At 75.3% G+C, this 19,671-nt stretch carries 20 protein-coding genes and 1 tRNA gene; 19 read left to right on the top strand and 2 right to left on the bottom strand.

Annotated features, from left to right (window positions below; genetic code table 11):
- Positions 1 to 34: 34 nt before the first annotated feature.
- Entirely contained in the window at positions 35 to 1,549 is a 1,515-nt protein-coding gene (locus tag GWJ10_RS09640; RefSeq protein WP_061266797.1) for a cytochrome ubiquinol oxidase subunit I, read from the bottom strand.
- 409 nt (positions 1,550 to 1,958) lie between these two features.
- Here GWJ10_RS09640 and GWJ10_RS20005 point away from each other — a divergent pair, with 409 nt between their 5' ends.
- The 5 genes from GWJ10_RS20005 to GWJ10_RS09620 are packed head-to-tail and all read left to right on the top strand — an operon-like array spanning position 1,959 to position 8,631.
- On the top strand, positions 1,959 to 2,081 hold the full coding sequence (locus GWJ10_RS20005; RefSeq protein WP_255181389.1) for a hypothetical protein: 123 nt from the start codon (positions 1,959 to 1,961) through the stop codon (positions 2,079 to 2,081).
- Positions 2,078 to 5,728 (top strand): Rne/Rng family ribonuclease, encoded by a 3,651-nt coding sequence (locus GWJ10_RS09635; RefSeq protein ID WP_163187112.1) that lies wholly within the window; start codon positions 2,078 to 2,080, stop codon positions 5,726 to 5,728. Before GWJ10_RS20005 ends, GWJ10_RS09635 begins: the two co-directional genes overlap by 4 nt.
- Positions 5,725 to 6,336 carry a GNAT family protein gene (locus GWJ10_RS09630; protein ID WP_241005735.1) on the top strand — a complete coding sequence of 204 codons (612 nt, stop codon included), beginning with the start codon at positions 5,725 to 5,727 and terminating at the stop codon, positions 6,334 to 6,336. The genes GWJ10_RS09635 and GWJ10_RS09630 overlap by 4 nt, the downstream gene beginning before the upstream one ends.
- 52 nt (positions 6,337 to 6,388) lie before the next feature.
- Positions 6,389 to 7,885, top strand: a complete 1,497-nt coding sequence (locus GWJ10_RS09625; protein ID WP_163187110.1) for a 5'-nucleotidase — start codon at positions 6,389 to 6,391, stop codon at positions 7,883 to 7,885.
- A gap of 20 nt (positions 7,886 to 7,905) precedes the next feature.
- Positions 7,906 to 8,631 carry a thymidine kinase gene (locus tag GWJ10_RS09620; RefSeq protein WP_163187108.1) on the top strand — a complete coding sequence of 242 codons (726 nt, stop codon included), beginning with the start codon at positions 7,906 to 7,908 and terminating at the stop codon, positions 8,629 to 8,631.
- Here GWJ10_RS09620 and GWJ10_RS09615 read toward each other — a convergent pair.
- Positions 8,574 to 9,206, bottom strand: coding sequence for a protein-L-isoaspartate O-methyltransferase (locus GWJ10_RS09615; RefSeq protein WP_163187106.1), 633 nt, complete (start codon positions 9,204 to 9,206; stop codon positions 8,574 to 8,576). The genes GWJ10_RS09620 and GWJ10_RS09615 overlap by 58 nt on opposite strands.
- A gap of 166 nt (positions 9,207 to 9,372) precedes the next feature.
- On the opposite strand from GWJ10_RS09615, the gene GWJ10_RS09610 reads away from it, so the two are divergent.
- The 14 genes from GWJ10_RS09610 to GWJ10_RS09545 all read left to right on the top strand — a co-directional run bounded on the left by GWJ10_RS09610 (position 9,373) and on the right by GWJ10_RS09545 (position 19,643).
- The gene (locus tag GWJ10_RS09610) at positions 9,373 to 9,579 is read left to right on the top strand and encodes a dodecin family protein (protein WP_021482381.1); all 207 of its coding nucleotides are present in this window, start codon (positions 9,373 to 9,375) and stop codon (positions 9,577 to 9,579) included.
- A 276-nt stretch (positions 9,580 to 9,855) separates the two neighbouring features.
- A complete protein-coding gene (rplU, locus tag GWJ10_RS09605) occupies positions 9,856 to 10,164 on the top strand; it encodes a 50S ribosomal protein L21 (protein ID WP_198163222.1) in 309 nt (102 codons plus the stop codon).
- A gap of 86 nt (positions 10,165 to 10,250) precedes the next feature.
- Positions 10,251 to 10,508 carry a 50S ribosomal protein L27 gene (gene rpmA / locus GWJ10_RS09600; RefSeq protein ID WP_021482383.1) on the top strand — a complete coding sequence of 86 codons (258 nt, stop codon included), beginning with the start codon at positions 10,251 to 10,253 and terminating at the stop codon, positions 10,506 to 10,508.
- Positions 10,509 to 10,649: 141 nt separating this feature from the next.
- A complete protein-coding gene (obgE, locus tag GWJ10_RS09595) occupies positions 10,650 to 12,170 on the top strand; it encodes a GTPase ObgE (protein ID WP_061266785.1) in 1,521 nt (506 codons plus the stop codon).
- Positions 12,171 to 12,364: 194 nt separating this feature from the next.
- Positions 12,365 to 13,492, top strand: a complete 1,128-nt coding sequence (gene proB, locus GWJ10_RS09590; protein WP_163187266.1) for a glutamate 5-kinase — start codon at positions 12,365 to 12,367, stop codon at positions 13,490 to 13,492.
- Positions 13,493 to 13,545: 53 nt separating this feature from the next.
- Entirely contained in the window at positions 13,546 to 14,898 is a 1,353-nt protein-coding gene (locus GWJ10_RS09585) for a glutamate-5-semialdehyde dehydrogenase (RefSeq protein WP_163187104.1), read from the top strand.
- Positions 14,899 to 15,088: 190 nt separating this feature from the next.
- Positions 15,089 to 15,244 carry a hypothetical protein gene (locus tag GWJ10_RS09580; RefSeq protein ID WP_021483496.1) on the top strand — a complete coding sequence of 52 codons (156 nt, stop codon included), beginning with the start codon at positions 15,089 to 15,091 and terminating at the stop codon, positions 15,242 to 15,244.
- A gap of 43 nt (positions 15,245 to 15,287) precedes the next feature.
- The gene (gene nadD / locus GWJ10_RS09575; RefSeq protein ID WP_031316993.1) at positions 15,288 to 15,893 is read left to right on the top strand and encodes a nicotinate-nucleotide adenylyltransferase; all 606 of its coding nucleotides are present in this window, start codon (positions 15,288 to 15,290) and stop codon (positions 15,891 to 15,893) included.
- A complete protein-coding gene (locus tag GWJ10_RS09570) occupies positions 15,886 to 16,935 on the top strand; it encodes a hypothetical protein (protein WP_163187101.1) in 1,050 nt (349 codons plus the stop codon). Before nadD ends, GWJ10_RS09570 begins: the two co-directional genes overlap by 8 nt.
- A 25-nt stretch (positions 16,936 to 16,960) precedes the next feature.
- Positions 16,961 to 17,407, top strand: coding sequence for a ribosome silencing factor (gene rsfS, locus GWJ10_RS09565; protein ID WP_163187099.1), 447 nt, complete (start codon positions 16,961 to 16,963; stop codon positions 17,405 to 17,407).
- The gene (locus GWJ10_RS09560; RefSeq protein WP_061266781.1) at positions 17,404 to 18,084 is read left to right on the top strand and encodes a histidine phosphatase family protein; all 681 of its coding nucleotides are present in this window, start codon (positions 17,404 to 17,406) and stop codon (positions 18,082 to 18,084) included. The genes rsfS and GWJ10_RS09560 overlap by 4 nt, the downstream gene beginning before the upstream one ends.
- Positions 18,085 to 18,152: 68 nt before the next feature.
- Positions 18,153 to 18,225: transfer RNA gene (locus GWJ10_RS09555), tRNA-Ala, on the top strand.
- Positions 18,226 to 18,409: 184 nt separating this feature from the next.
- Positions 18,410 to 18,865: a GNAT family N-acetyltransferase gene (locus GWJ10_RS09550; protein WP_163187097.1), complete on the top strand. Its 456-nt coding sequence runs from the start codon at positions 18,410 to 18,412 to the stop codon at positions 18,863 to 18,865.
- 208 nt (positions 18,866 to 19,073) lie between these two features.
- Positions 19,074 to 19,643, top strand: coding sequence for a dihydrofolate reductase family protein (locus tag GWJ10_RS09545; RefSeq protein WP_163187095.1), 570 nt, complete (start codon positions 19,074 to 19,076; stop codon positions 19,641 to 19,643).
- The last annotated feature ends 28 nt before the right edge of the window (positions 19,644 to 19,671 follow it).

Genomic DNA, 19,671 nt, shown 5'->3' with positions numbered 1-19,671 from the left:
CCTGAGTTTTCTGGGCGGGTTCAGGCGCGTCGGGTCAGTACGCGAAGGACAGCGGACGGTCGGCGGACTCGGAGTCCTCGTCCGGCGGCTCCTGGGCCTCCGGGGACTCGTCGCGGACCGTGAGCGGGACGCCCTCGATCGCGTAGCGCCGCATGAGCGTGAACCAGACCGCGGCCAGCGCGCCGTAGACGAGCGTGAAGACGATCATCGACGTCAGCACCACGCCGGGGCTCACCACGGTGGACACGCCGCGCTCGGTGAGCAGGCGGATCTGGTCGATGCCCGTCGGGTTCGGCGCGACGACCCAGGGCTGGCGGCCCATCTCGGTGAAGATCCAGCCGAACGAGTTCGCGAGGAACGGCATGGGGATGGCGATGAGGCCGACGCGCGCGAACCACTTGTTGTCCGTGACCCGGCCCTTGCGGGTGAGCCACAGCGCCATGAGCGCGAGGAGCACGGAGCCGGCGGCCATGCCGATCATGAGCCGGAAGGACCAGTAGGTCATCGCGAGGTTCGGCGTGTACGTGACGGGGTCGCCGGAGGCGGTGACGTCGCCGTAGCGCTCGGTCATCTGCTCCTGGACGTCCTCGACGCCGGGCAGGTAGCTCTCCGGCCCGGAGAAGTGGCCCGTGCCGAGGTAGGACGCGAGACCGGGGATCTCGATGAGGTGCCGGACGTTCTCGCACGAGTTCGACAGGTCGCCGATCGTGAGGATGGAGAACGCGGCGCCCTCCGAGCCCTGGCAGAGCGCCTCGGCCGACGACATCTTGCCGGGCTGCTGCTCGTACATGATCTTGCCCTGGATGTCGCCGGAGACCGCGACCCCGAGACCGCCGACGAGCATGGCGATGACGCCGAGCGTGACGGCCGGGCGGTAGACGTCGCGCGCGAGCTCGACGTTCTCCGCCTTGCGGGTGCGCACGAGGCGGACCATCCACCAAGCGGCGATGCCCGTGACGAACGTGCCCGCGGTGAGGAAGGTCGCCGTGATCTGGTGCGGGAACGCGGCCCAGAGGGTGTTGTTCGTGAGGACGGCGCCGATGTCGTTCATCTCGGCGCGCCCGGTCTCGGGGTTGAAGATCGCGCCGACGGGGTGCTGCATCCACGAGTTCGCGGCGAGGATGAAGAACGCGGAGAGGTTGGTCGCGATCGCAACCGCCCAGATGCACGCGAGGTGCACCTTCTTGTTGAGGCGGTCCCACCCGAAGATCCACAGGCCGAGGAACGTCGACTCGATGAAGAACGCGGCGAGCGCCTCCATGGCGAGCGGCGCACCGAACACGTCGCCGACGAAGCGCGAGTACTCGCTCCAGTTCATGCCGAACTGGAACTCCTGCACGATGCCGGTCACGACGCCGAGCGCGAAGTTGATGAGCAGCAGCTTGCCGAAGAACTTCGTCAGGCGCAGCCAGCGCTCGTTGCCGGTGCGGACCCACGCCGTCTGCATGATCGCGACGAGGGGCGACAGGCCGATCGTCAGCGGGACGAAGATGAAGTGGTAGACGGTCGTGATGGCGAACTGCCACCGCGCCAGGGCTAGGGCATCCACGTGCGCTCCTCGGGGGGCCCGACCGGGTCGGGGAAGGGACAACGGCGTAGGGGAGTGTTGCCGGAGCAGACGGCCGGGCGACCGGTCGCCTCCTCCGACGGTAGTTCCAATCTGCCGTATCGGCAGGGCCGGAAATGACGAGGAGTACTGAAAACACGCCGCTTGTGACTATGTTCACAAGGTCCCGGGACGTTGGTCCCGGTCGGGCGGGACGGGCGGCCCGGGGCGCGGTGCGTGTCGCCCGGGTTCGTCCGCACCCCTGTGCGATACTGGGCGGAGCCGGGCGGGCTCCGCATCGCTCACCCGGCGAGCACGAGATCGCGGCACCAGCGGACCGCGGCAGTCGGCGCGCCGACCGGGGCGAAGGGCCCGGTGGCAGGCGCCCGCGCCGCGCACGCGGACCGCGGCCGTGACCGACGACTTCCGTCGCCGGACGACGCGCTCCGGTGCGCTCGTCCCGAGCGACGACCGACCGCCCGACGGGCCGCACGGTGCGGGGCGGTCCCTGTGGCAGCAGGAGCACGACGCGTGACGCTCGACAGCACCTCCGACAGCACCCCCTCAGAGTCGACGGCGGACGCCGCCGCGGACCGGGCCGAGAGCCCGACGACCCCGGCGCGCAAGCCCGCCCGCCGCCGCGCGACGCGCAGCGCGGCACCGCCGCAGACTCCCCCCGCGGTGACGGCTGCTTCCGACGTCGCCGCGCCCGCGGCCACCGCGGACGCGACCCCGGCGCCCGAGGCGCCCGCGACCGCACCCGTGGCCGAGGCCACGACCCCGCCCGCGCGCCGCTCGCGTCGCGCGACCCGCACCACGCCGTCCGTCGCCGCTCCGGCGGCCGACGCGGCTCCCGCTGCGTCCGCCCCGGCCGACGTCCCGGCAGACGCGAGCCCCGCGGCCGCCGACGCCGCGGCGGAGCCGGTGGTGGCAGAGCCCGCCCCGCGCGCCCGCGCGACGCGCCGCGCCCAGGGTGGCGGCAAGAAGGCGAAGGCCCCGGCAGGCGACGCGCCGCTCGACGTCCTCTCCGAGTTCGGCCTCAGCGCACCGCCCGCCGCCGAGCAGGCCCCCGCCCCCGCCGCGGCGGTGGCGCCCGACGCCGACGCCCTGCTGGGAGCCGCCGACGCCCCGCGTCGCGCGAAGCGCACCCGGGCGACGCGTACGACCGCGCAGGCTCCGGCCGTCGAGGCCGCGCCGGTCGCCGAGCCGGACGCCCCGTCCGCTGACACCGCGCCGTCCGGCGCGCCGACGACGGCCGAGCCCGTCGAGACGCCCGCCGCGAAGAAGCCCGCGCGCCGCTCGCGCCGCGCGACCTCCGCGGCAGCGGCCCCGGCCGCCGAGACCGCGGCCCCGGCCGCCGAGGCTGCTGCCCCGGCGGTGGCCGACGCGCCGTCCGCCGCCGAGCCGACGCCCGCCGAGTCGGAGGCGCCGGCGTCCGCGGAGCCCGCGAAGAAGCCGGCGCGCCGCTCGCGCCGCGCCACCTCGAAGCCCGCCGCCGAGGCGGCACCGGAGGCGACCGCCGCGGCCGAGAGCCCGGCCGCGCCCGAGGCCCCGGCCGCTCCCGCGTCGTCGGCCCCGGCCGGCGGCCCGGCGTCGCCCGCCGCGACGGGAGCGGGGACCAGCACCCCGCGCCTCGCGACGACCGCCCTGCTGTTCCAGGCGCCCGACCCCGCCGCCGCGCCGCGCCGTCCGCGTCGCGCGCAGAGCCCGGCCGGGCCGCCGCGCCACGTCGAGCCCGCCGCCCCGGCACCCGCGGCGACGGAGCCGGTCGCCACGACGGAGCCGGTCGCCACGACGGAGCCGACGGCGACGCCCGAGCCCACCACCGGGACCCGCGGCCGTCGCGGCCGGAGGGCGTCGGGGCCCGCGTCCCGCACGGCCGAGCTGCGCACGGCCGAGTCGCGCACGTCCGAGTCGCAGACGGCTGAGCCGTCGACCCCCGTCGAGGAGCCCGCCGCCGCCGAGCTCGTCCTCACGGGCGAGGACGCGGCCGCGGTCGAGGAGATCGAGGCCATCGAGTCCGAGCTCGTCGCCGAGGGCGTCGAGGTGCCCGAGGACGCGTTCGGGCCGGAGGACTTCGTCGAGCTCGACGAGGCGGAGGAGCCCGACGAGCAGCCTGCGGCCGACGACGCCGACTCCGACTCCGACGCCGGCCCGCGCCGCCGCCGCCGTCGTGGTGGCCGCGGGCGTCGTGGTCGCCCGGACGGGGGACGTGACCAGGACCGCGAGCAGGACCGCGACGAGGACGAGGACGACGCCACGCCGTCGGCGCAGGACGACGAGCCGGCCGACGCGGCCGCGCCGGCCGACGCCGAGCAGACAGACCACGAGGCCGGGGACGAGCAGGGCGAGGACGAGGCGGGCGGCAGCCGCCGCCGTCGCCGCCGCCGCCGCGGGAGCCGGGGCGAGGGCGAGACGACCACGACGCGCTCCCGCCCGCGCGAGCGCAGCCTGGCCGACGAGGTCACCGCGCTCAAGGGCTCCACGCGGCTCGAGGCGAAGCGCCAGCGCCGCCGCGAGGGCCGCGACGCGGGTCGTCGTCGCCAGATCATCACCGAGGCAGAGTTCCTCGCGCGGCGCGAGTCGGTCGAGCGGTCGATGGTCGTGCGCGAGCGCGGCGGCCGCACGCAGATCGCCGTGCTCGAGGACGGCGTGCTCGTCGAGCACTACGTCTCGCAGCAGTCGCAGGCGTCGATGGCGGGCAACGTGTACCTGGGCCGTGTCCAGAACGTGCTGCCCAGCATGGAGGCCGCGTTCATCGACGTCGGCAAGGGCCGCAACGCCGTCCTGTACGCGGGCGAGGTGAACTGGGACGCGGCCGGGCTCGAGGGCCAGCCGCGCCGCATCGAGCAGGCGCTCAAGTCGGGCGACTCCGTGCTCGTGCAGGTCACCAAGGACCCGATCGGGCACAAGGGCGCACGCCTCACGTCGCAGATCACGCTCGCGGGCCGCTACCTCGTGTTCGTCCCCGGCGGCGGCATGACCGGCATCAGCCGCAAGCTCCCCGACACCGAGCGCAACCGCCTGAAGAAGATCCTCAAGGAGGTCGTGCCCGACGGCGCGGGCGTCATCGTGCGCACCGCCGCCGAGGGCGCGAGCGAGGAGGAGCTGCGCGCCGACGTCGAGCGCCTGCGCGGCCAGTGGGAGGCCATCGAGAAGAAGTCGAAGAGCGCGTCGGCACCCGCCCTGCTCCAGGGCGAGCCGGACCTCGCGATCCGCGTCGTCCGCGACATCTTCAACGACGACTTCAGCTCGCTCGTCGTCGAGGGTGACGGGGCGTGGTCGGAGATCTCGACGTACGTCGAGGAGCTCGCGCCCGACCTGCGCGAGCGCGTCTCGAAGTGGACGGGCACGCAGGACGTCTTCACGGTGCACCGCGTCGACGAGCAGCTCGCCAAGGGCATGGACCGCAAGGTCTGGCTGCCCTCGGGCGGGTCGCTCGTCATCGACCGCACCGAGGCGATGACCGTCGTCGACGTCAACACCGGCAAGTTCACCGGCTCGGGCGGCACGCTCGAGGAGACGGTGACGCGCAACAACCTCGAGGCGGCCGAGGAGATCGTCCGCCAGCTCCGGCTGCGCGACATCGGCGGCATCATCGTCATCGACTTCATCGACATGGTGCTCGAGTCGAACCGCGACCTCGTGCTGCGCCGCCTCGTCGAGTGCCTGGGCCGGGACCGGACCAAGCACCAGGTCGCGGAGGTCACGTCGCTGGGCCTCGTCCAGATGACGCGCAAGCGCGTGGGCCAGGGCCTCGTCGAGGCGTTCAGCGAGACGTGCGAGCACTGCCACGGGCGCGGGTTCATCGTGCACACCGACCCGATCGAGAAGTCGGGCGGCAACCGCGGCGGCCACGACCACGGCAACCACGGCAACGGCAACGGGAACGCCGGGGGCAGCGGGGGCGGCGCCGCCGCCGAGGAGCCCGCCGAGGGCGGCCGCTCGCGGTCGCGCCGCAAGCGCGGTTCCGGCTCGGGCGCCTCGGCGCCGAAGGACACCGGGATCACCCTCCCGCAGCCCGCCGTCCCGGTCCTGCCGGAGGTCACGTCGGAGGCGCGGGCCGCGGTCAAGGCCACGCTCGCGACGATCGCGGCGGCCGCCGCGCACGCCCACGAGCACGACGGCGCGGACGACGCGCCGGCTGCCGACGACACGTCGGCGGAGCCGGGCACGGAGTGATCGAGCGCGCACCCGGCGGCGTGCCCCTGTACGCCGCCGGGTCGCGCGCCCGTCTGCGCGGGTGGCGCGCGGACGACCTCGCGGCGTACCGCGAGTGGCTGCGCCCGGAGCACGAGTGGCACCGCTGGGACGGCCCGTACTACCCCGTGCCCGACGACGCCGCGTCCGACGCGGCGGTCGCACGCCTCGCGCTCGCGGCGGCCGCGCAGGCCGCCCGCCCCGAAGGTCTCGACGACGACGGCCTCCCGCCGCGCCGCGTCGTGGTCGCCGACGAGGAGGACCGGCTGGTCGGGACGTGCTCCTGGTACTGGGAGTCGGCCGAGACGCAGTGGGCGCGGGTCGGGATCGGCCTCTACGACCCCGCGGTGCGCGGGCGCGGCCTGGGCCGCGACGCGCTCGGAGCCTGGATCGGCTACCTGTTCTCCGTGACCGGGTGGGTCCGTCTGGACCTCGCGACGTGGTCCGGGAACGACGCGATGCTCCGCGCCGGCCGGGCGCTCGGCCTCGTGGAGGAGGCGCGGTTCCGCGACGCCCGCGCCGTCGACGGCGTGCGGTACGACGCCGTCGTCCTCGGCGTGCTGCGCCGGGAGTGGCTCGACCGGTCCTGAGCCGTTCGCGGGCGTCTTCGTGCACGTCACCCGCACCTGGCATCATGCGCGCATGGGTTACGACCTCTCGGGCCGCCTCGTCGTCGGCGTCGCCTCGTCCGCACTGTTCGACCTCACCGAGTCCGACCGCGTGTTCCGCACGCAGGGGGAGGCGGCGTACCGCGACTTCCAGGAGCGCCACCGCGACGACGCGCTGGCCCCCGGCGTCGCCTTCGGGTTCGTGCGCCGTCTGCTCGCGCTCAACGACCTCGCGCCCTCCGCCGACGACCCGCTCGTCGAGGTCATCGTCATGTCCCGCAACTCCCCGGAGACCGGCCTGCGCGTCATGCGCTCGGTGCGGCACCACGACCTCGACATCACGCGCGCCGTCTTCCGCCAGGGGCGTAGCCCGCACGAGTTCATCCGTCCCCTGCACGTGGACCTCTTCCTCTCGGCAGACGAGCGCTCGGTGCGCGACGCCGTCGACCTGGGCCTGCCCGCGGGGTACGTGCTCGACCCGACGTTCGCCGACGAGGAGGGAGACGAGCTGCGCATCGCGTTCGACTTCGACGGCGTCCTCGCCGACGACTCCTCGGAGCGCCGCTACCAGGACGGTGGGCTCGCGTCGTTCCGCGAGCACGAGGTGCTCAACGCCGACGTGCCGCTCGGCCGGGGGCCGCTGCGCGAGCTCCTCGTCGGTATCCACCGCGTGCAGGTGGTCGAGCGTGAGCGGCACGCGACGGACCCGTCCTACCGGCCGCGCGTGCACGTCTCGCTCGTCACGGCCCGCTCGGCCCCGGCGCACGAGCGCGCGGTCGCGACGCTCTCCTCGTGGGGCGTGACGGTCGACGACGCGTTCTTCCTCGGGGGCGTGGACAAGGGCGGCGTGCTCGAGGTGCTGCGGCCGCACATCTTCTTCGACGACCAGCGCGCCGTGGTCGAGGCGGCGCGCCGGGTCGCGCCGTCGGTCCACGTTCCGTACGGCGAGCTGAACCGCGGCGTCCTGCCGGCCGACCCGGCCCTCGACGCACGGTCGACGCGCGCGGCCGACGTCGCGGCGCCCGCGCCCGGTCGCCGCGAGGCGGCCACCCCGCCCGCGCCCGGTGCGTCGGCGGAGCGCGACGCGGACGACGAGCGGCCGGCCCACGATCCGGCGGGGGAGCGGCCGACGCCCGACCCGGCGGGCGAGCGCACCGCGGAGGGCGGCCGTGCGTCGGGCACCGGGACGCGCGAGCTCCCGCTCGTCCGGTCCGTCCCGGGGATCGGCGGGCCCGGGCTCGCCGGGATCGCGGCGGGGGTGCCGGCCGAGCCGACGCCCGCGCCCGAGGGGGAGAAGACGGCACCCGCTCCCGACGCCCCGGCCGACGCCGCCTCCCCGGCGGCGTCCGGCGACGAGCAGGCCGACGCACCGACCGGCACGGCGAGCCCTGCCCCGTCCGGCACGACGCTCCTCAGCCGCCGGGACGCGCGGCCCGGCGCCCCCGACCGCGTCTCCGTCCTCGGCCCCGCCGGGGAGCCGAAGCCGCTGCCCGTCCGGCCGTCGTCGAACGGCGGCGCGCGCCACCACTGAGCCGGTGGTTCACTGCTCGCATGAGCGACGCGGCACGCCCGGGCGCCCCCGGGACGGTTCCCGGGGCCGGTGACGCAGGGCTCCCGACGCCCCGACCCGGCGGACGCGTCGAAGTCGTGTGCGGCCCCATGTTCGCCGGCAAGACGGAGGAGCTCCTGCGCCGGGTCCGGCGCGCGGAGGTCGCGGGGCGCCGCGTCGAGGTGGTCGGGCACGTCCTCGACACCCGGCGCGGCACCGGCACGGTGAGCTCGCACTCGGGTCTCGCGATCCCCTCGCGCACCGCCCGCGACGCGCACGACCTCGAGCGGATCGTCCGCGCCGCCGGGCCGCTCGACCTCGTCGCCGTCGACGAGGCGCACTTCTTCGGGCCGGAGCTCGTCGACGTCGTCCAGCGGCTCGCCGACGACGGGCTCGTCGTGGTCGTCGCCGGGCTCGACGTCACGTTCGACGCGCGGCCCTTCGAGCCCCTGCCCACGCTCGCGGCGCTCGCCGAGCGCGTCGACAAGCTCACGGCGGTGTGCGCGGTGTGCGGCGAGGACGCCGCGTTCCACGTGCGCGCCGTCCGGGAGCCGGAGCCCGACGGTCGCGGGGCGGGCGACCCGCTCGCGCCGGTCGCCGCGCACGTGGGCGGCGCCGAGAGCTACGAGGCGCGCTGCCGGGTGCACCTGCCAGGAGCCCCGTGGCGCCGTCAGGACGGCGGCGCGGCCGGTCCCGCCGGGTCCTCGACGAGCGGGACGAACGAGTAGGACCCGTGCTCGCTCACCCGCACCCCGTCCGGGGCGTCGAGGTCGCGCACGACGACGAGCATCGTGTGCCGCACGGGGACGACCAGGCGCCCGCCGGGCACGAGCTGGTCGACGAGGGCGCGGGGGAGGGTCTCGGCGGCGGCGGAGACGAGCACCCGGTCGTACTGCTCGCCCGGCGTGCCGAGGACGCCGGGCGTCGCGAGGACGAGGCGCGCCCACGGCGCGCGCACCGCGGCGAGGTTCTCCGCGCCCCACGTGGCGAGGTCGGCGTGGCGCTCGACGCCCAGCACGTGCCCGGTCGGCCCGACGAGCCGTGCGAGCAGCGCCGTCGTCCAGCCCGACCCGGCGCCGACGTCGAGCACCCGGGCGCCCGGGGCGACGTCGAGCAGGCGCAGCATCGCCGCGACCGTCGACGGCTGCGAGCTGGTCTGGCCGTGGCCGATGGCGAGCGGCCGGTCCTGCGCGGCCCAGCGCCGCTGCGCGCGGGGGAGGAAGCCGCGGCGGTGGACCGTGCGCATCGCCGCGGCGACGGCGTCGTCCTGGCGCGCGTGGTCGGGCGGGTCCGCGGGGCGCATACGACCACCTCCACGGCCAGCGTAGGCACGACGGCGGACCCCGCGCCCGGGTGGGCCGGGCAGGGCCCGAGCGGGAGGCGCCCCGGTGGCGCGGCCACGGGGACGGCGGGATGCTCGACGGGTGCGCGGGCGCATCGGGGCGCCCGCCCTGGACCGGGGAGCCGGCATGAGCGGAACGGTGGCACGGATCACGCACATCAGCGCGCGGTCGGACACGAGCTTCGAGGACGCCGTGCGGATCGGCGTCGAGCGCGCCGCGAGCACGCTGCGCAACGTCTCGGGCGCGTGGGTCAAGGAGCAGAAGGTCGACGTGGCCGACGGCCGCATCACGGCCTGGCAGGTCGTGCTGGAGGTCACGTTCGTCCTCGAGTAGGGTCGGCCGACGATCTCGTCGCGCGGAGGCGCCGCCGTCCGCGCTCCTCGGCGCGAGGCCTGGTCCGCGCCCCGGAGCGGTCGCCCGCGCCGGGGTCCGCGCGCGCCATTTGACCAGGACGCCCTGCGGTCCGTAATCTTGGACGTCGGCGCGCCCAGGCGCGCCGGTCCCGTGTGCCCACGGACGACTCGCACTCGCACGCCGCGGCGTGGTCGGAGTCTCCAAGACGAACTCGCCGTGACGAGCACGCCAAGACTAGGAGAGATGAGCAGCAACGTGGTGTACGCGATCGTCAAGGCCGGTGGCCGTCAGGAGAAGGTTTCCGTCGGCGACATCCTCGTGGTGGACCGGGTGTCCGCCAAGGCCGGTGAGTCCCTCGAGCTGCCCGCTCTCCTGCTGGTGGACGGGGAGAAGGTGACCACCGACGCGGCGAAGCTCGCGAAGGTCAAGGTCACCGCCGAGGTCGTGCGGGACGAGAAGGGTCCGAAGATCACGATCCTGCGGTACAAGAACAAGACCGGTTACCGCCGTCGCCAGGGTCACCGTCAGCAGCTGACCCGCCTCAAGGTCACCGGCATCAAGTGATCTCGCCCGGCGCGAGCTAGCGGCCCCGAGCCGCGCCGCGCCGCCGGCACCCTCCCTCAGCAGACCAGCACGAAAGCAGGTTCGTCATGGCACACAAGAAGGGCGCGAGCTCCTCGCGCAACGGTCGCGACTCCAACGCCCAGCGCCTCGGCGTGAAGCGCTTCGGCGGGCAGGTCGTCAAGTCGGGCGAGATCATCGTCCGCCAGCGCGGCACCCACTTCCACCCCGGTGAGAACGTCGGCCGCGGCAAGGACGACACGCTGTTCGCCCTGGCCGCCGGCGCGGTCCAGTTCGGCACCCGTCGCGGCCGCAAGGTCGTCGACATCGTCTCCGCCGAGGGCTGAGCGACAGCCACAGAGGCTTCGAGCAGGAGGGGCGCACCGACGCGGTGCGCCCCTCCTGCCGTTTCCGGCGCCCGTCCCCACGGGCCGCACCACCCGCCGCGACTGCGGCACCGCACGACCCACCTCTGAGAGGATCCCTCCATGGCCAGCTTCGTCGACCGTGTCGTCCTGCACGTCTCCGGCGGCGACGGGGGGAACGGGTGCGCCTCGGTCCGGCGCGAGAAGTTCAAGCCGCTCGCCGGCCCCGACGGCGGCAACGGCGGTGACGGCGGCACCGTCCGCCTCGTCGTCGACTCCCAGACCACGACGCTCCTCGAGTACCACCACTCGCCGCACCGCCACGCGACGTCGGGCACCCAGGGCATGGGCGACGACCGCGACGGCGCCAACGGCGAGGACCTCGTCCTGCGCGTCCCGGACGGCACGGTCGTCAAGTCGCCCGACGGCACGGTGCTCGCCGACCTCGTCGGCGAGGGCGCCGAGTACGTCGTGGCCGAGGGCGGCCGGGGCGGTCTCGGCAACGCGGCGCTCTCGTCCCCGCGCCGCAAGGCGCCGGGCTTCGCCCTGCTCGGCGAGCCGGGCGAGGAGCGGGACGTCGTCCTCGAGCTGAAGACCATCGCGGACGTCGCGCTCGTCGGGTACCCGAGCGCGGGCAAGTCGTCGCTCGTCGCCGCCATCTCCGCGGCGCGGCCCAAGATCGCCGACTACCCGTTCACGACGCTCGTGCCCAACCTGGGCGTCGTGCAGGCCGGGTCGGCGCGCTTCACCGTCGCGGACGTCCCTGGCCTCATCCCGGGCGCGAGCGAGGGCAAGGGCCTCGGCCTGGAGTTCCTGCGCCACATCGAGCGCACCGCGGTGATCGTGCACGTGCTCGACTGCGCGACGCTCGAGCCCGGCCGGGACCCGATCAGCGACCTCGACGTCATCGAGGCCGAGCTCGCGGCCTACGCGCAGGACCTCGAGATCGAGGGCGGGCGGGTGCCGCTCACCGAGCGTCCGCGCCTCGTCGTCCTCAACAAGATCGACGTCCCTGAGGCTCGCGACCTGGCCGAGCTCGTCAAGCCCGACCTCGAGGCTCGCGGCCTGCGGGTGTTCGAGATCTCGACCGCGAGCCACGAGGGCCTGCGCCCGCTGACGTACGCGCTCGCCGAGCTCGTGGAGAAGGCGCGCGCCGAGGCGCCCGCCCCCGAGCCGACGCGCGTCGTGCTGCGGCCGCGCGCGGTCGACGAGGCCGGGTTCACGGTCAAGCGCAAGGGCGGGGCGACCGACTACTGGTTCGAGGTGCGCGGCGCCAAGCCGGAGCGCTGGGTCCGCCAGACGGACTTCTCCAACGACGAGGCCGTGGGCTACCTCGCGGACCGCCTCGCGCGTCTGGGCGTCGAGGACAAGCTGTTCGAGGCGGGCGCCGTCGCGGGCGACGAGGTGCGCATCGGCACCGACGTCAACGCGGTCGTCTTCGACTGGGAGCCGACGCTCATGTCGGGCTCCGAGCTGCTCGGCGGCCCGCGCGGCTCCGACAACCGCCTCGACGAGAGCCTGCGCCCGACCCGCTCGGAGAAGCGGCGCGAGCACCACGAGCGCATGGACGCCAAGGCGGAGGCGCGGCGCGAGCTGTGGACCGAGCGCCAGGCCGGCACCTGGACTGACCCCGAGTCCGACTGACCTGGAGTCCGCCCGACCCGGAGTCGTCCGCGCCGCCGAGGGCCCGGTTCCCCGTGGGGGACCGGGCCCTCGGCCGTGCCCGGGTCGTCCTCGGCGCGGCCCGGGAGCGGGTCGGTCCCGGGCGCAGGCGTCCTGGTCCGTGAAATCGTGCGCGGCGGCGGCCCTCCGGCGGCGATGATGGGCGCGTGAACGCGCTGTCCTCCCGCTCCGAGATCGCCTCCGCCCGTCGCGTGGTCGTGAAGATCGGCTCGTCGTCGCTCACGGGCGCCGACGGCCACCTCGACCTCGCGGCCCTGCGGGCGCTCGTCGACGTCCTCGCGGCCCGACGCGCGGACGGCGGCCAGGTCGTGCTGGTCACGTCCGGCGCCATCGCCGCCGGGATCGGCCCCCTCGGCCTCGCGAGCCGACCGCGCGACCTCGCGACGGCGCAGGCCGCGGCGTCGGTCGGGCAGGGCATGCTCGTCGCCCGGTACGCCGAGGCGTTCGCGGCGCACGGGCTGCGCGTCGGGCAGGTGCTCCTCACCGCGGAGGACACGGTGCGTCGCGGGCACTACCGCAACGCCCAGCGCTCGCTCGAGCGCCTGCTCGACCTCGGCGTCGTGCCCGTCGTCAACGAGAACGACGCCGTCGCGACCGACGAGATCCGCTTCGGCGACAACGACCGTCTCGCCGCGCTCGTCTCCCACCTCGTGCGGGCCGACGCCATGGTCCTGCTCACGGACGTCGACGGCCTGTACGACGGCCCGCCGTCGCGCCCGGGCACGCGGAGGATCGCCGAGGTGCGCTCGCCGGCCGACATCGAGGGCGTCGAGGTGACGGGACGGGGGAGCGCGGTCGGCACGGGCGGCATGCTCACCAAGCTCGAGTCGGTCTCCATCGCGACCGGCACGGGCATCCCCGTGGTGCTCACCAAGGCGCAGCACGCCGCCGCGGCGCTCGCCGGCGAGCCGGTCGGGACCTGGTTCGCCGCGACGGGCAGGCGGACGACGCGCCGTCGGCTCTGGCTCGCGCACGCGGCGCGCACGCGCGGCCGCCTCGTGCTCGACGACGGCGCGGTGCGGGCCGTGCAGGGCGGGCGCGCCTCGCTGCTGCCCGCCGGGGTCACCGCGGTCGAGGGCGAGTTCGACGCCGGCGACCCGGTCGAGCTCGTGGCGTCCGACGGGCGCGTGGTCGCCCGGGGTCTGGTCGCGTTCGAGTCACGCGACATCCCGGACCTCCTCGGCCGGTCGACCACGGAGCTGCGGGCCGAGCTCGGCGAGGGCTACGACCGCGAGGTCGTGCACCGCGACGACCTCGTCCTCGTGCGGCGGCGCGCGCGCTGACCGCGGGCCGGACGGCGCTCCCGGCGCGACGGCCGCCGACGTAGGCTCGGACCATGACCACCACCGAGGACGCGCCCGTCGTCGCGGGCGCCGCCGAGCCCGGGACCGCCGGTCCCGCCGCAGCCGCGACCGACGCCCCGACCGACGTCGCGGCGGCCGTCGAGAGCGTCGCGCGCCGCGCCAAGGTCGCGTCGCGCACCCTCGCGACCGCGACCCGCGCCACGAAGGACGCCGCGCTCCTCGCGCTCGCCGACGCGCTCGTCGCGGCGACCGACGAGATCGTGGCCGCGAACGCCGTCGACCTGGAGCGTGAGCGCGCGAACGGCATGAGCGAGGGGCTGCTCGACCGGCTCGCGCTCGACGCGCCGCGCGTCGCCGCGATCGCCGACGCGCTGCGCGCGCTCGCGGGCCTGCCCGACCCGGTGGGGGAGGTCGTGCGCGGCTCGACGCTGCCGAACGGCCTGCGCCTGCGCCAGCTGCGCGTGCCCATGGGCGTCGTCGGCATGATCTACGAGGCGCGCCCCAACGTGACGGTCGACGCCGCAGGCCTCGCGCTCAAGAGCGGCAACGCGGTGATCCTGCGCGGCGGGTCCGCGGCGGCGAGCTCCAACGAGGTGATCGTCGGCGTGCTGGCCCGTGCGCTCGAGGCGCAGGGGCTGCCCGGCGACCTCGTGCAGTCGATCGACCGGTACGGGCGCCCGGGCGCCGTCGCGCTCATGCACGCGCGGGGTCTCGTCGACGTCCTCGTCCCGCGCGGCGGGGCGGACCTCATCCGCACCGTCGTGCGCGAGTCGACCGTCCCCGTCATCGAGACCGGGGTCGGCAACGTCCACGTGTACGTCGACGCGAGCGCGGACCGGGCCATGGCGCTCGAGATCCTCCTCAACGCCAAGACGCAGCGCGTGGGCGTCTGCAACGCCGCGGAGACGCTCCTCGTCCACGCGGACGCCGCACCCGAGTTCCTCCCGGCCGCGCTCGCCGCGCTCACCGAGGCGGGCGTCGTCGTGCACGGCGACGACCGCACGGCCGGCCTCGCGCCCGCGGGCACCGACGTGCTCGCGGCCACGGACGAGGACTGGGCGACCGAGTACCTCGCGCCCGAGATCGCCGTGCGCGTCGTCGACGACCTCGACGCCGCGATCGAGCACGTGCGGACCTGGACGTCGGGCCACACCGAGGCGATCGTCACGCGCGACCTCGCGGCGTCGGAGCGATTCGTCGCCGAGCTCGACTCCGCCGCCATCATGGTCAACGCCTCGACCCGCTTCACCGACGGCGGCCAGTTCGGCCTCGGGGCGGAGATCGGCATCTCGACCCAGAAGCTCCACGCGCGCGGCCCCATGGGCCTCGCGGAGCTCACGACGACGAAGTGGGTCGTGCACGGGGACGGCCACGTCCGCCCCTGACGCACGGCCCCCGGCGGGTACCTGATACCCGCCGGACGAGGTCCCCGGACGGTCGTGAGAGACTGGTCGGCGACCGGCGCCCGTCCGGTCCGCCGTCGGGCCGGTCCCGGCGGGCGTACCGTTCCATCGCACCACCCCGGCCCGCGGCACGTGCCCGTCCGGCCCGGGGACGACCTTCGAGGAGGACGTCGTGATCTCTGCCGTCGTGCTGGCCGCCGAGGAAGGCGCCGAGGCCGCGTCGCACCTGCCCATCCCGCCGCTCGCGTACGGGCTGCTCGGGTTCGGCGGGCTCGTGGCCCTGCTGCTCGTGACCTACGCGTTCCGCAGCGTCGGCACGCGGCACTGACCCGCCCCGGACGACGGAAGCGCCCGCGACCGATGACGCGTCGATGAGCCCGCGCCGGCCCCGCCTGGGGGTGATGGGTGGCACGTTCGACCCCATCCACCACGGCCACCTGGTCGCCGCGAGCGAGGCCGCGGCGCGGTTCGACCTCGACGAGGTCGTCTTCGTCCCCACGGGCAAGCCGTCGTTCAAGCAGCACCAGACCGTCAGCCCGGCCGAGCACCGCTACCTCATGACCGTCATCGCGACCGCGTCGAACCCGCGGTTCACGGTGAGCCGTGTGGACGTGGACCGGCCCGGGCTGACCTACACGGTCGACACGCTGCGCGACCTGCGGGCCGCGCGACCGGACGCCGAGCTGTTCTTCATCACGGGTGCGGACGCCGTCGAGCAGATCCTCACCTGGAAGGATGCCGACGAGCTCTGGAAGATGGCACACTTCGTGGCTGTCTCCCGCCCGGGTCACCAGCTGAGCGTCGAGGGCCTGCCTCCGGGCGTGGTCACGACGCTCGAGGTCCCCGCCCTCGCGATCTCGTCGACGGACTGCCGTCGGCGCGCGGAGGCCGGGCAGCCGGTGTGGTACCTGGTTCCGGACGGCGTGGTCCAGTACATCGCCAAGCACGGTTTGTATCGAGGTCAGCACGATGAGTGACAACGGCAGCAACATGCAGCCCGTCCGCCCGCTCACCCGGCGCGAGATGCGCGAGCGCGAGCAGGCGGCCGCCGCCGAGCGGTCCGCGCAGAGCGCCGCGCCCCCGCCTGCCCCGGCACCGGGTGCGGACGGCTGGCAGCAGCCGGCGCGCCCGGCAGCGCCGTCCGGCCCGCCGCCGTCGCGCCGCACCCTGCGCGAGACGACCGGCCCGGCGGAGCACCCGGCACAGCCGTCGGTCGTGCGACCCCCGGCCGCCTCGGGCGGCATGCGCGGCCTGGACGAGACCGGCCGCCTCACGCCGGTCCAGGAGACGGCCGAGCGCGTCGCGATCCGCCCGCCGGCCCCGACGCCCGTCGTGCCCACGCGCACGTCCTCGCGTCCGCCTGCCGCGGCCCCGCGGCCCCCGGTGCCGGGTGCGTCCGGCCCCGTGCGCCCCGCGACGCCGTCGGCTCCGGTCGGCGGTCTCGCCGCGGGCGCGGGCCCCGCGCGTCCCGAGGCGACGCAGCCGCCGCGCCTCTCGGCGTTCGCGGCCCCGCCCACCAGCCCCGCCCCGCCGGGAACGCCTGCGCCGGCACCGGCAACGTCCCCGTGGGCGGGCACGCGCGCCCCCGCTCCCGAGCGCGCGCCCGCCCCGGCACCGCCCGCCGAGGCAGGCGGCGCGGCCCTGCCGTGGTCCGCGATCACGGCAGGCTCCGCGCCCGAGCCCGCGAGCGCGGACCGCGAGCAGTCGTCGCCCTTCGGCGGCGTGCGGGAGTCCGCACCTGCTCCAGCCGGCGGTTCGGACGAGCTCTTCCCCCGCGTGCGCGGTCGTGCCGCCGAGCCCGAGGAGTCGGACGACGACGACCTCGAGGACGAGCGGCGCGGCCCGTCGTACACGTGGCTGCACTACCTGATCCTCGTCGCCGTCGCGTTCGTCCTCGGCCTGCTCGTCTGGACGCTCGTGTCCCGCGACGACCCGGGCCTGGCCGTGGAGGACGCGAGCGCCTCGGCCGCCGCCGTGCGGACGTGGGACGACCCCGGCACCCTCGACACCGGCCGCTGACCGGCCGCACCACGAACGGAGACACGTGACCGCCACCGACCGAGCCCTCGAGCTCGCCGTCATCGCCGCCCGGGCGGCGTCCGACCGCAAGGCCGAGGAGATCATCGCGCTCGACGTGAGCGAGCAGCTCGTCCTCACGGACGTGTTCCTCATCGCCTCGGGGTCGAGCGAGCGCCAGGTCTCGGCGATCGTCGACGCCGTCGAGGAGGCCATGCACAAGGCCGGGTCCAAGCCGATCCGCCGCGAGGGCAAGCAGGAGGCCCGCTGGGTCCTGCTCGACTTCGGGGACGTCGTCGTGCACGTGCAGCACGCCGAGGACCGCGTGTACTACGCGCTGGAGCGGCTGTGGAAGGACTGCCCGGTGGTCGAGCTGCCGGAGGACGCGCGCGGCGGCGACGGCACGACCGACGACACCGACGACACCACGCGCGGCGACGGCGCCATCCGCCTCTCGGGGGAGCCCCTGGCGTGACCGCCGGCACGCTCGTCCTCCTGCGCCACGGTCGCACCGCGTACAACGCGTCGATGCGCCTGCAGGGGCAGGTCGACATCCCGCTCGACGCCGTCGGGCGGTGGCAGGCGGAGCAGGGCGCGAAGGCCCTCGCGAGCGCGCACCGCGCGACGCGCGTCGTCGCGTCCGACCTCGTGCGCGCCGCCGACACCGCGCGCGCGTACGCGGCGGCGATCGGCGCGGACGTCGCGTACGACCCCCGGCTGCGCGAGCGTGGCTTCGGGGAGTGGGAGGGCCTCACGGGCCCGGAGATCGCCGAGCGCTGGCCCGAGGAGTACGCGGCGTGGCGCCAGGGCGAGGAGCCCGTGCGCGCGGGCGCGGAGTCCAAGGCCGACGTCGCGGCGCGCCTCGTCGCGTCCGTGACCGAGCACGTGGAGTCCCTGGAGCGGGACGACACGCTCGTCGTCGTCTCGCACGGCGCCGCGATCACGCTCGCGGTCACCGCGCTGCTCGGCCTGGACCCGGAGGGCTGGCGCGGGATCTCCGGGCTGCACAACGTCCACTGGTCCCACCTGCACCGCTCGGCGCCCGCCGCGACGCCCGCGTGGCGCCTCGTGGCGCACAACGTCGGGGCCGGGTTCCCGCTCGACGAGTGGAACGCGGGACCGGATTGGAATCTGGAGCCAGTTTCTGCGTAGACTAGCGACGCTCCGCAGGACGGGAAACCGGCCGGAGGAGTGCATGACCTGGATCTTCACGGATCCACGGGGCTGTGGCGCAGCTGGTAGCGCACCTGCATGGCATGCAGGGGGTCAGGGGTTCGAGTCCCCTCAGCTCCACCGAAACACCAGGTCGTCGGCCATCTCGGAGTCCTTCTCGAAGGGCGTCAGAGGTGGCCTTTCGGCGTTCTGGCGACAGTCAGAGCCGCGAGCGTGTCTCTGCGCCTCCGTCACCCCGACCTCCCACGCCACGGTGTGCTGCCAGAGCGTTGCGGCACGCGTGAGACCTGGGAAGAATGCGGCGATGCCTGAGAGCCAGCGTTTGCTCGTCCGACCCGCCCAGCCGGGGGACGCCGATCAGGTCTGGCCGCTGGCTCGCGACTTCGCGACGTCGTTCGCCCCAGAACGCGCGGCGTTCGACCGGACGTGGCAGAGCCTCGCCGAGACGCCCAGCACGCTGGTCGTCGTCGCCGAGGCGGGCAGGAGCGTCGTGGGCTACCTCTTGGCCAGCTGTCACCTGACCTTCCTGGCCAACGGTCCGGTCGCCTGGGTCGAGGAGGTGATGGTCCACGAGGCTCACCGCCGGTCCGGTGTCGGCCGAGAGCTGATGGGCTGCGCCGAGGACTGGGCCCGGGAGCAGGGTGCCGCCTACCTCGCACTCGCCAGTCGTCGCGCGGGGTCCTTCTACCGTGCGCTCGGCTACGAGGATTCGGCCGTCTTCTTCAGGAAGAACCTGGAGGAGGCCTGCGGCGCGGGGTGAGGGCCGCTCGTCGGCCGATGGAGGGTAGCGGCGAGGTTTGGCCCGAACGCCGTCGGCCGACCGGTGGGGATCGTCCTGGCGCGGACTTCGTGATCCACGTTGCTCGTGCGCCGGGGCGCGGGTCTTGGCGCGGCCTGCCGCGCCTGCCACGCTGGTGCGGTGCGACGGCGCTCCGCCCGTCGCGCGGGTACCCGGGGGAGGGCACGCGATGAGGCCACTGCGCTACGCGATCAACGTCACGCTCGACGGCTGCTGCCACCACGAGGCGGGACTGCCGCCCGACGAGGAGTCGATGCGGTTCTGGACCGAGGAGACGGAGCGCGCGGACGCGCTGCTGTTCGGGCGGGTCACCTACCAGATGATGGAGGCGGCGTGGCGCCGTCCGGCGTCGGGCGCGTGGCCGGACTGGATGGGGGAGCGCGACGTCCCGTTCGCCGAGGCGATCGACGGGGCGAGGAAGCACGTGGTGTCGAGCACGCTGCGCGAGGTCGACTGGAACGCCGAGCTCGTCGAGGGCGACCTGGGGGACGCGGTGCGGCGGCTCAAGGAGCAGCCGGGCGGGCCGCTGTTCGTCGGCGGCGTGACGCTGCCGCTCGCGCTCGCGAATCTCGGGCTGATCGACGAGTACGCGTTCCTCGTGCAGCCGGTCCTGGCAGGGCACGGGCCGACGCTGCTGTCGGGGTTGCGCGAGCGCATCACGCTCGAGCTGGTGGACCGGCAGGAGCTGCGCTCGGGCGCCGTCGCGGTGCGGTACCGGCCCGTGACGGCCGTGCCGTGAGCCGGGACGACGACGCCCGGCGCGGCAG

It is taken from the genome of Cellulosimicrobium sp. SL-1 (genome assembly GCF_011033075.1).
In the GTDB taxonomy this organism is placed as follows: Bacteria; Actinomycetota; Actinomycetes; order Actinomycetales; family Cellulomonadaceae; genus Cellulosimicrobium; species Cellulosimicrobium funkei.
Note: the sequence above shows the minus strand (reverse complement) of the source record. Positions and strands in the feature narration are given on the sequence as shown.

Bases quoted from the DNA above. Each gene is read 5' to 3' on its own strand.
- obgE (WP_061266785.1), top strand. From the start codon at position 10,650: ATGGCCAGCTTCGTCGACCGTGTCGTCCTGCACGTCTCCGGCGGCGAC.
- nadD (WP_031316993.1), top strand. From the start codon at position 15,288: ATGAGCCCGCGCCGGCCCCGCCTGGGGGTGATGGGTGGCACGTTCGAC.
- GWJ10_RS09545 (WP_163187095.1), top strand. From the start codon at position 19,074: ATGAGGCCACTGCGCTACGCGATCAACGTCACGCTCGACGGCTGCTGC.
- GWJ10_RS09625 (WP_163187110.1), top strand. From the start codon at position 6,389: ATGGGTTACGACCTCTCGGGCCGCCTCGTCGTCGGCGTCGCCTCGTCC.
- GWJ10_RS09615 (WP_163187106.1), bottom strand. From the start codon at position 9,206: ATGCGCCCCGCGGACCCGCCCGACCACGCGCGCCAGGACGACGCCGTC.
- GWJ10_RS09550 (WP_163187097.1), top strand. From the start codon at position 18,410: ATGCCTGAGAGCCAGCGTTTGCTCGTCCGACCCGCCCAGCCGGGGGAC.
- GWJ10_RS09570 (WP_163187101.1), top strand. From the start codon at position 15,886: ATGAGTGACAACGGCAGCAACATGCAGCCCGTCCGCCCGCTCACCCGG.
- rpmA (WP_021482383.1), top strand. From the start codon at position 10,251: ATGGCACACAAGAAGGGCGCGAGCTCCTCGCGCAACGGTCGCGACTCC.
- GWJ10_RS09610 (WP_021482381.1), top strand. From the start codon at position 9,373: ATGAGCGGAACGGTGGCACGGATCACGCACATCAGCGCGCGGTCGGAC.
- GWJ10_RS09620 (WP_163187108.1), top strand. From the start codon at position 7,906: ATGAGCGACGCGGCACGCCCGGGCGCCCCCGGGACGGTTCCCGGGGCC.
- GWJ10_RS09585 (WP_163187104.1), top strand. From the start codon at position 13,546: ATGACCACCACCGAGGACGCGCCCGTCGTCGCGGGCGCCGCCGAGCCC.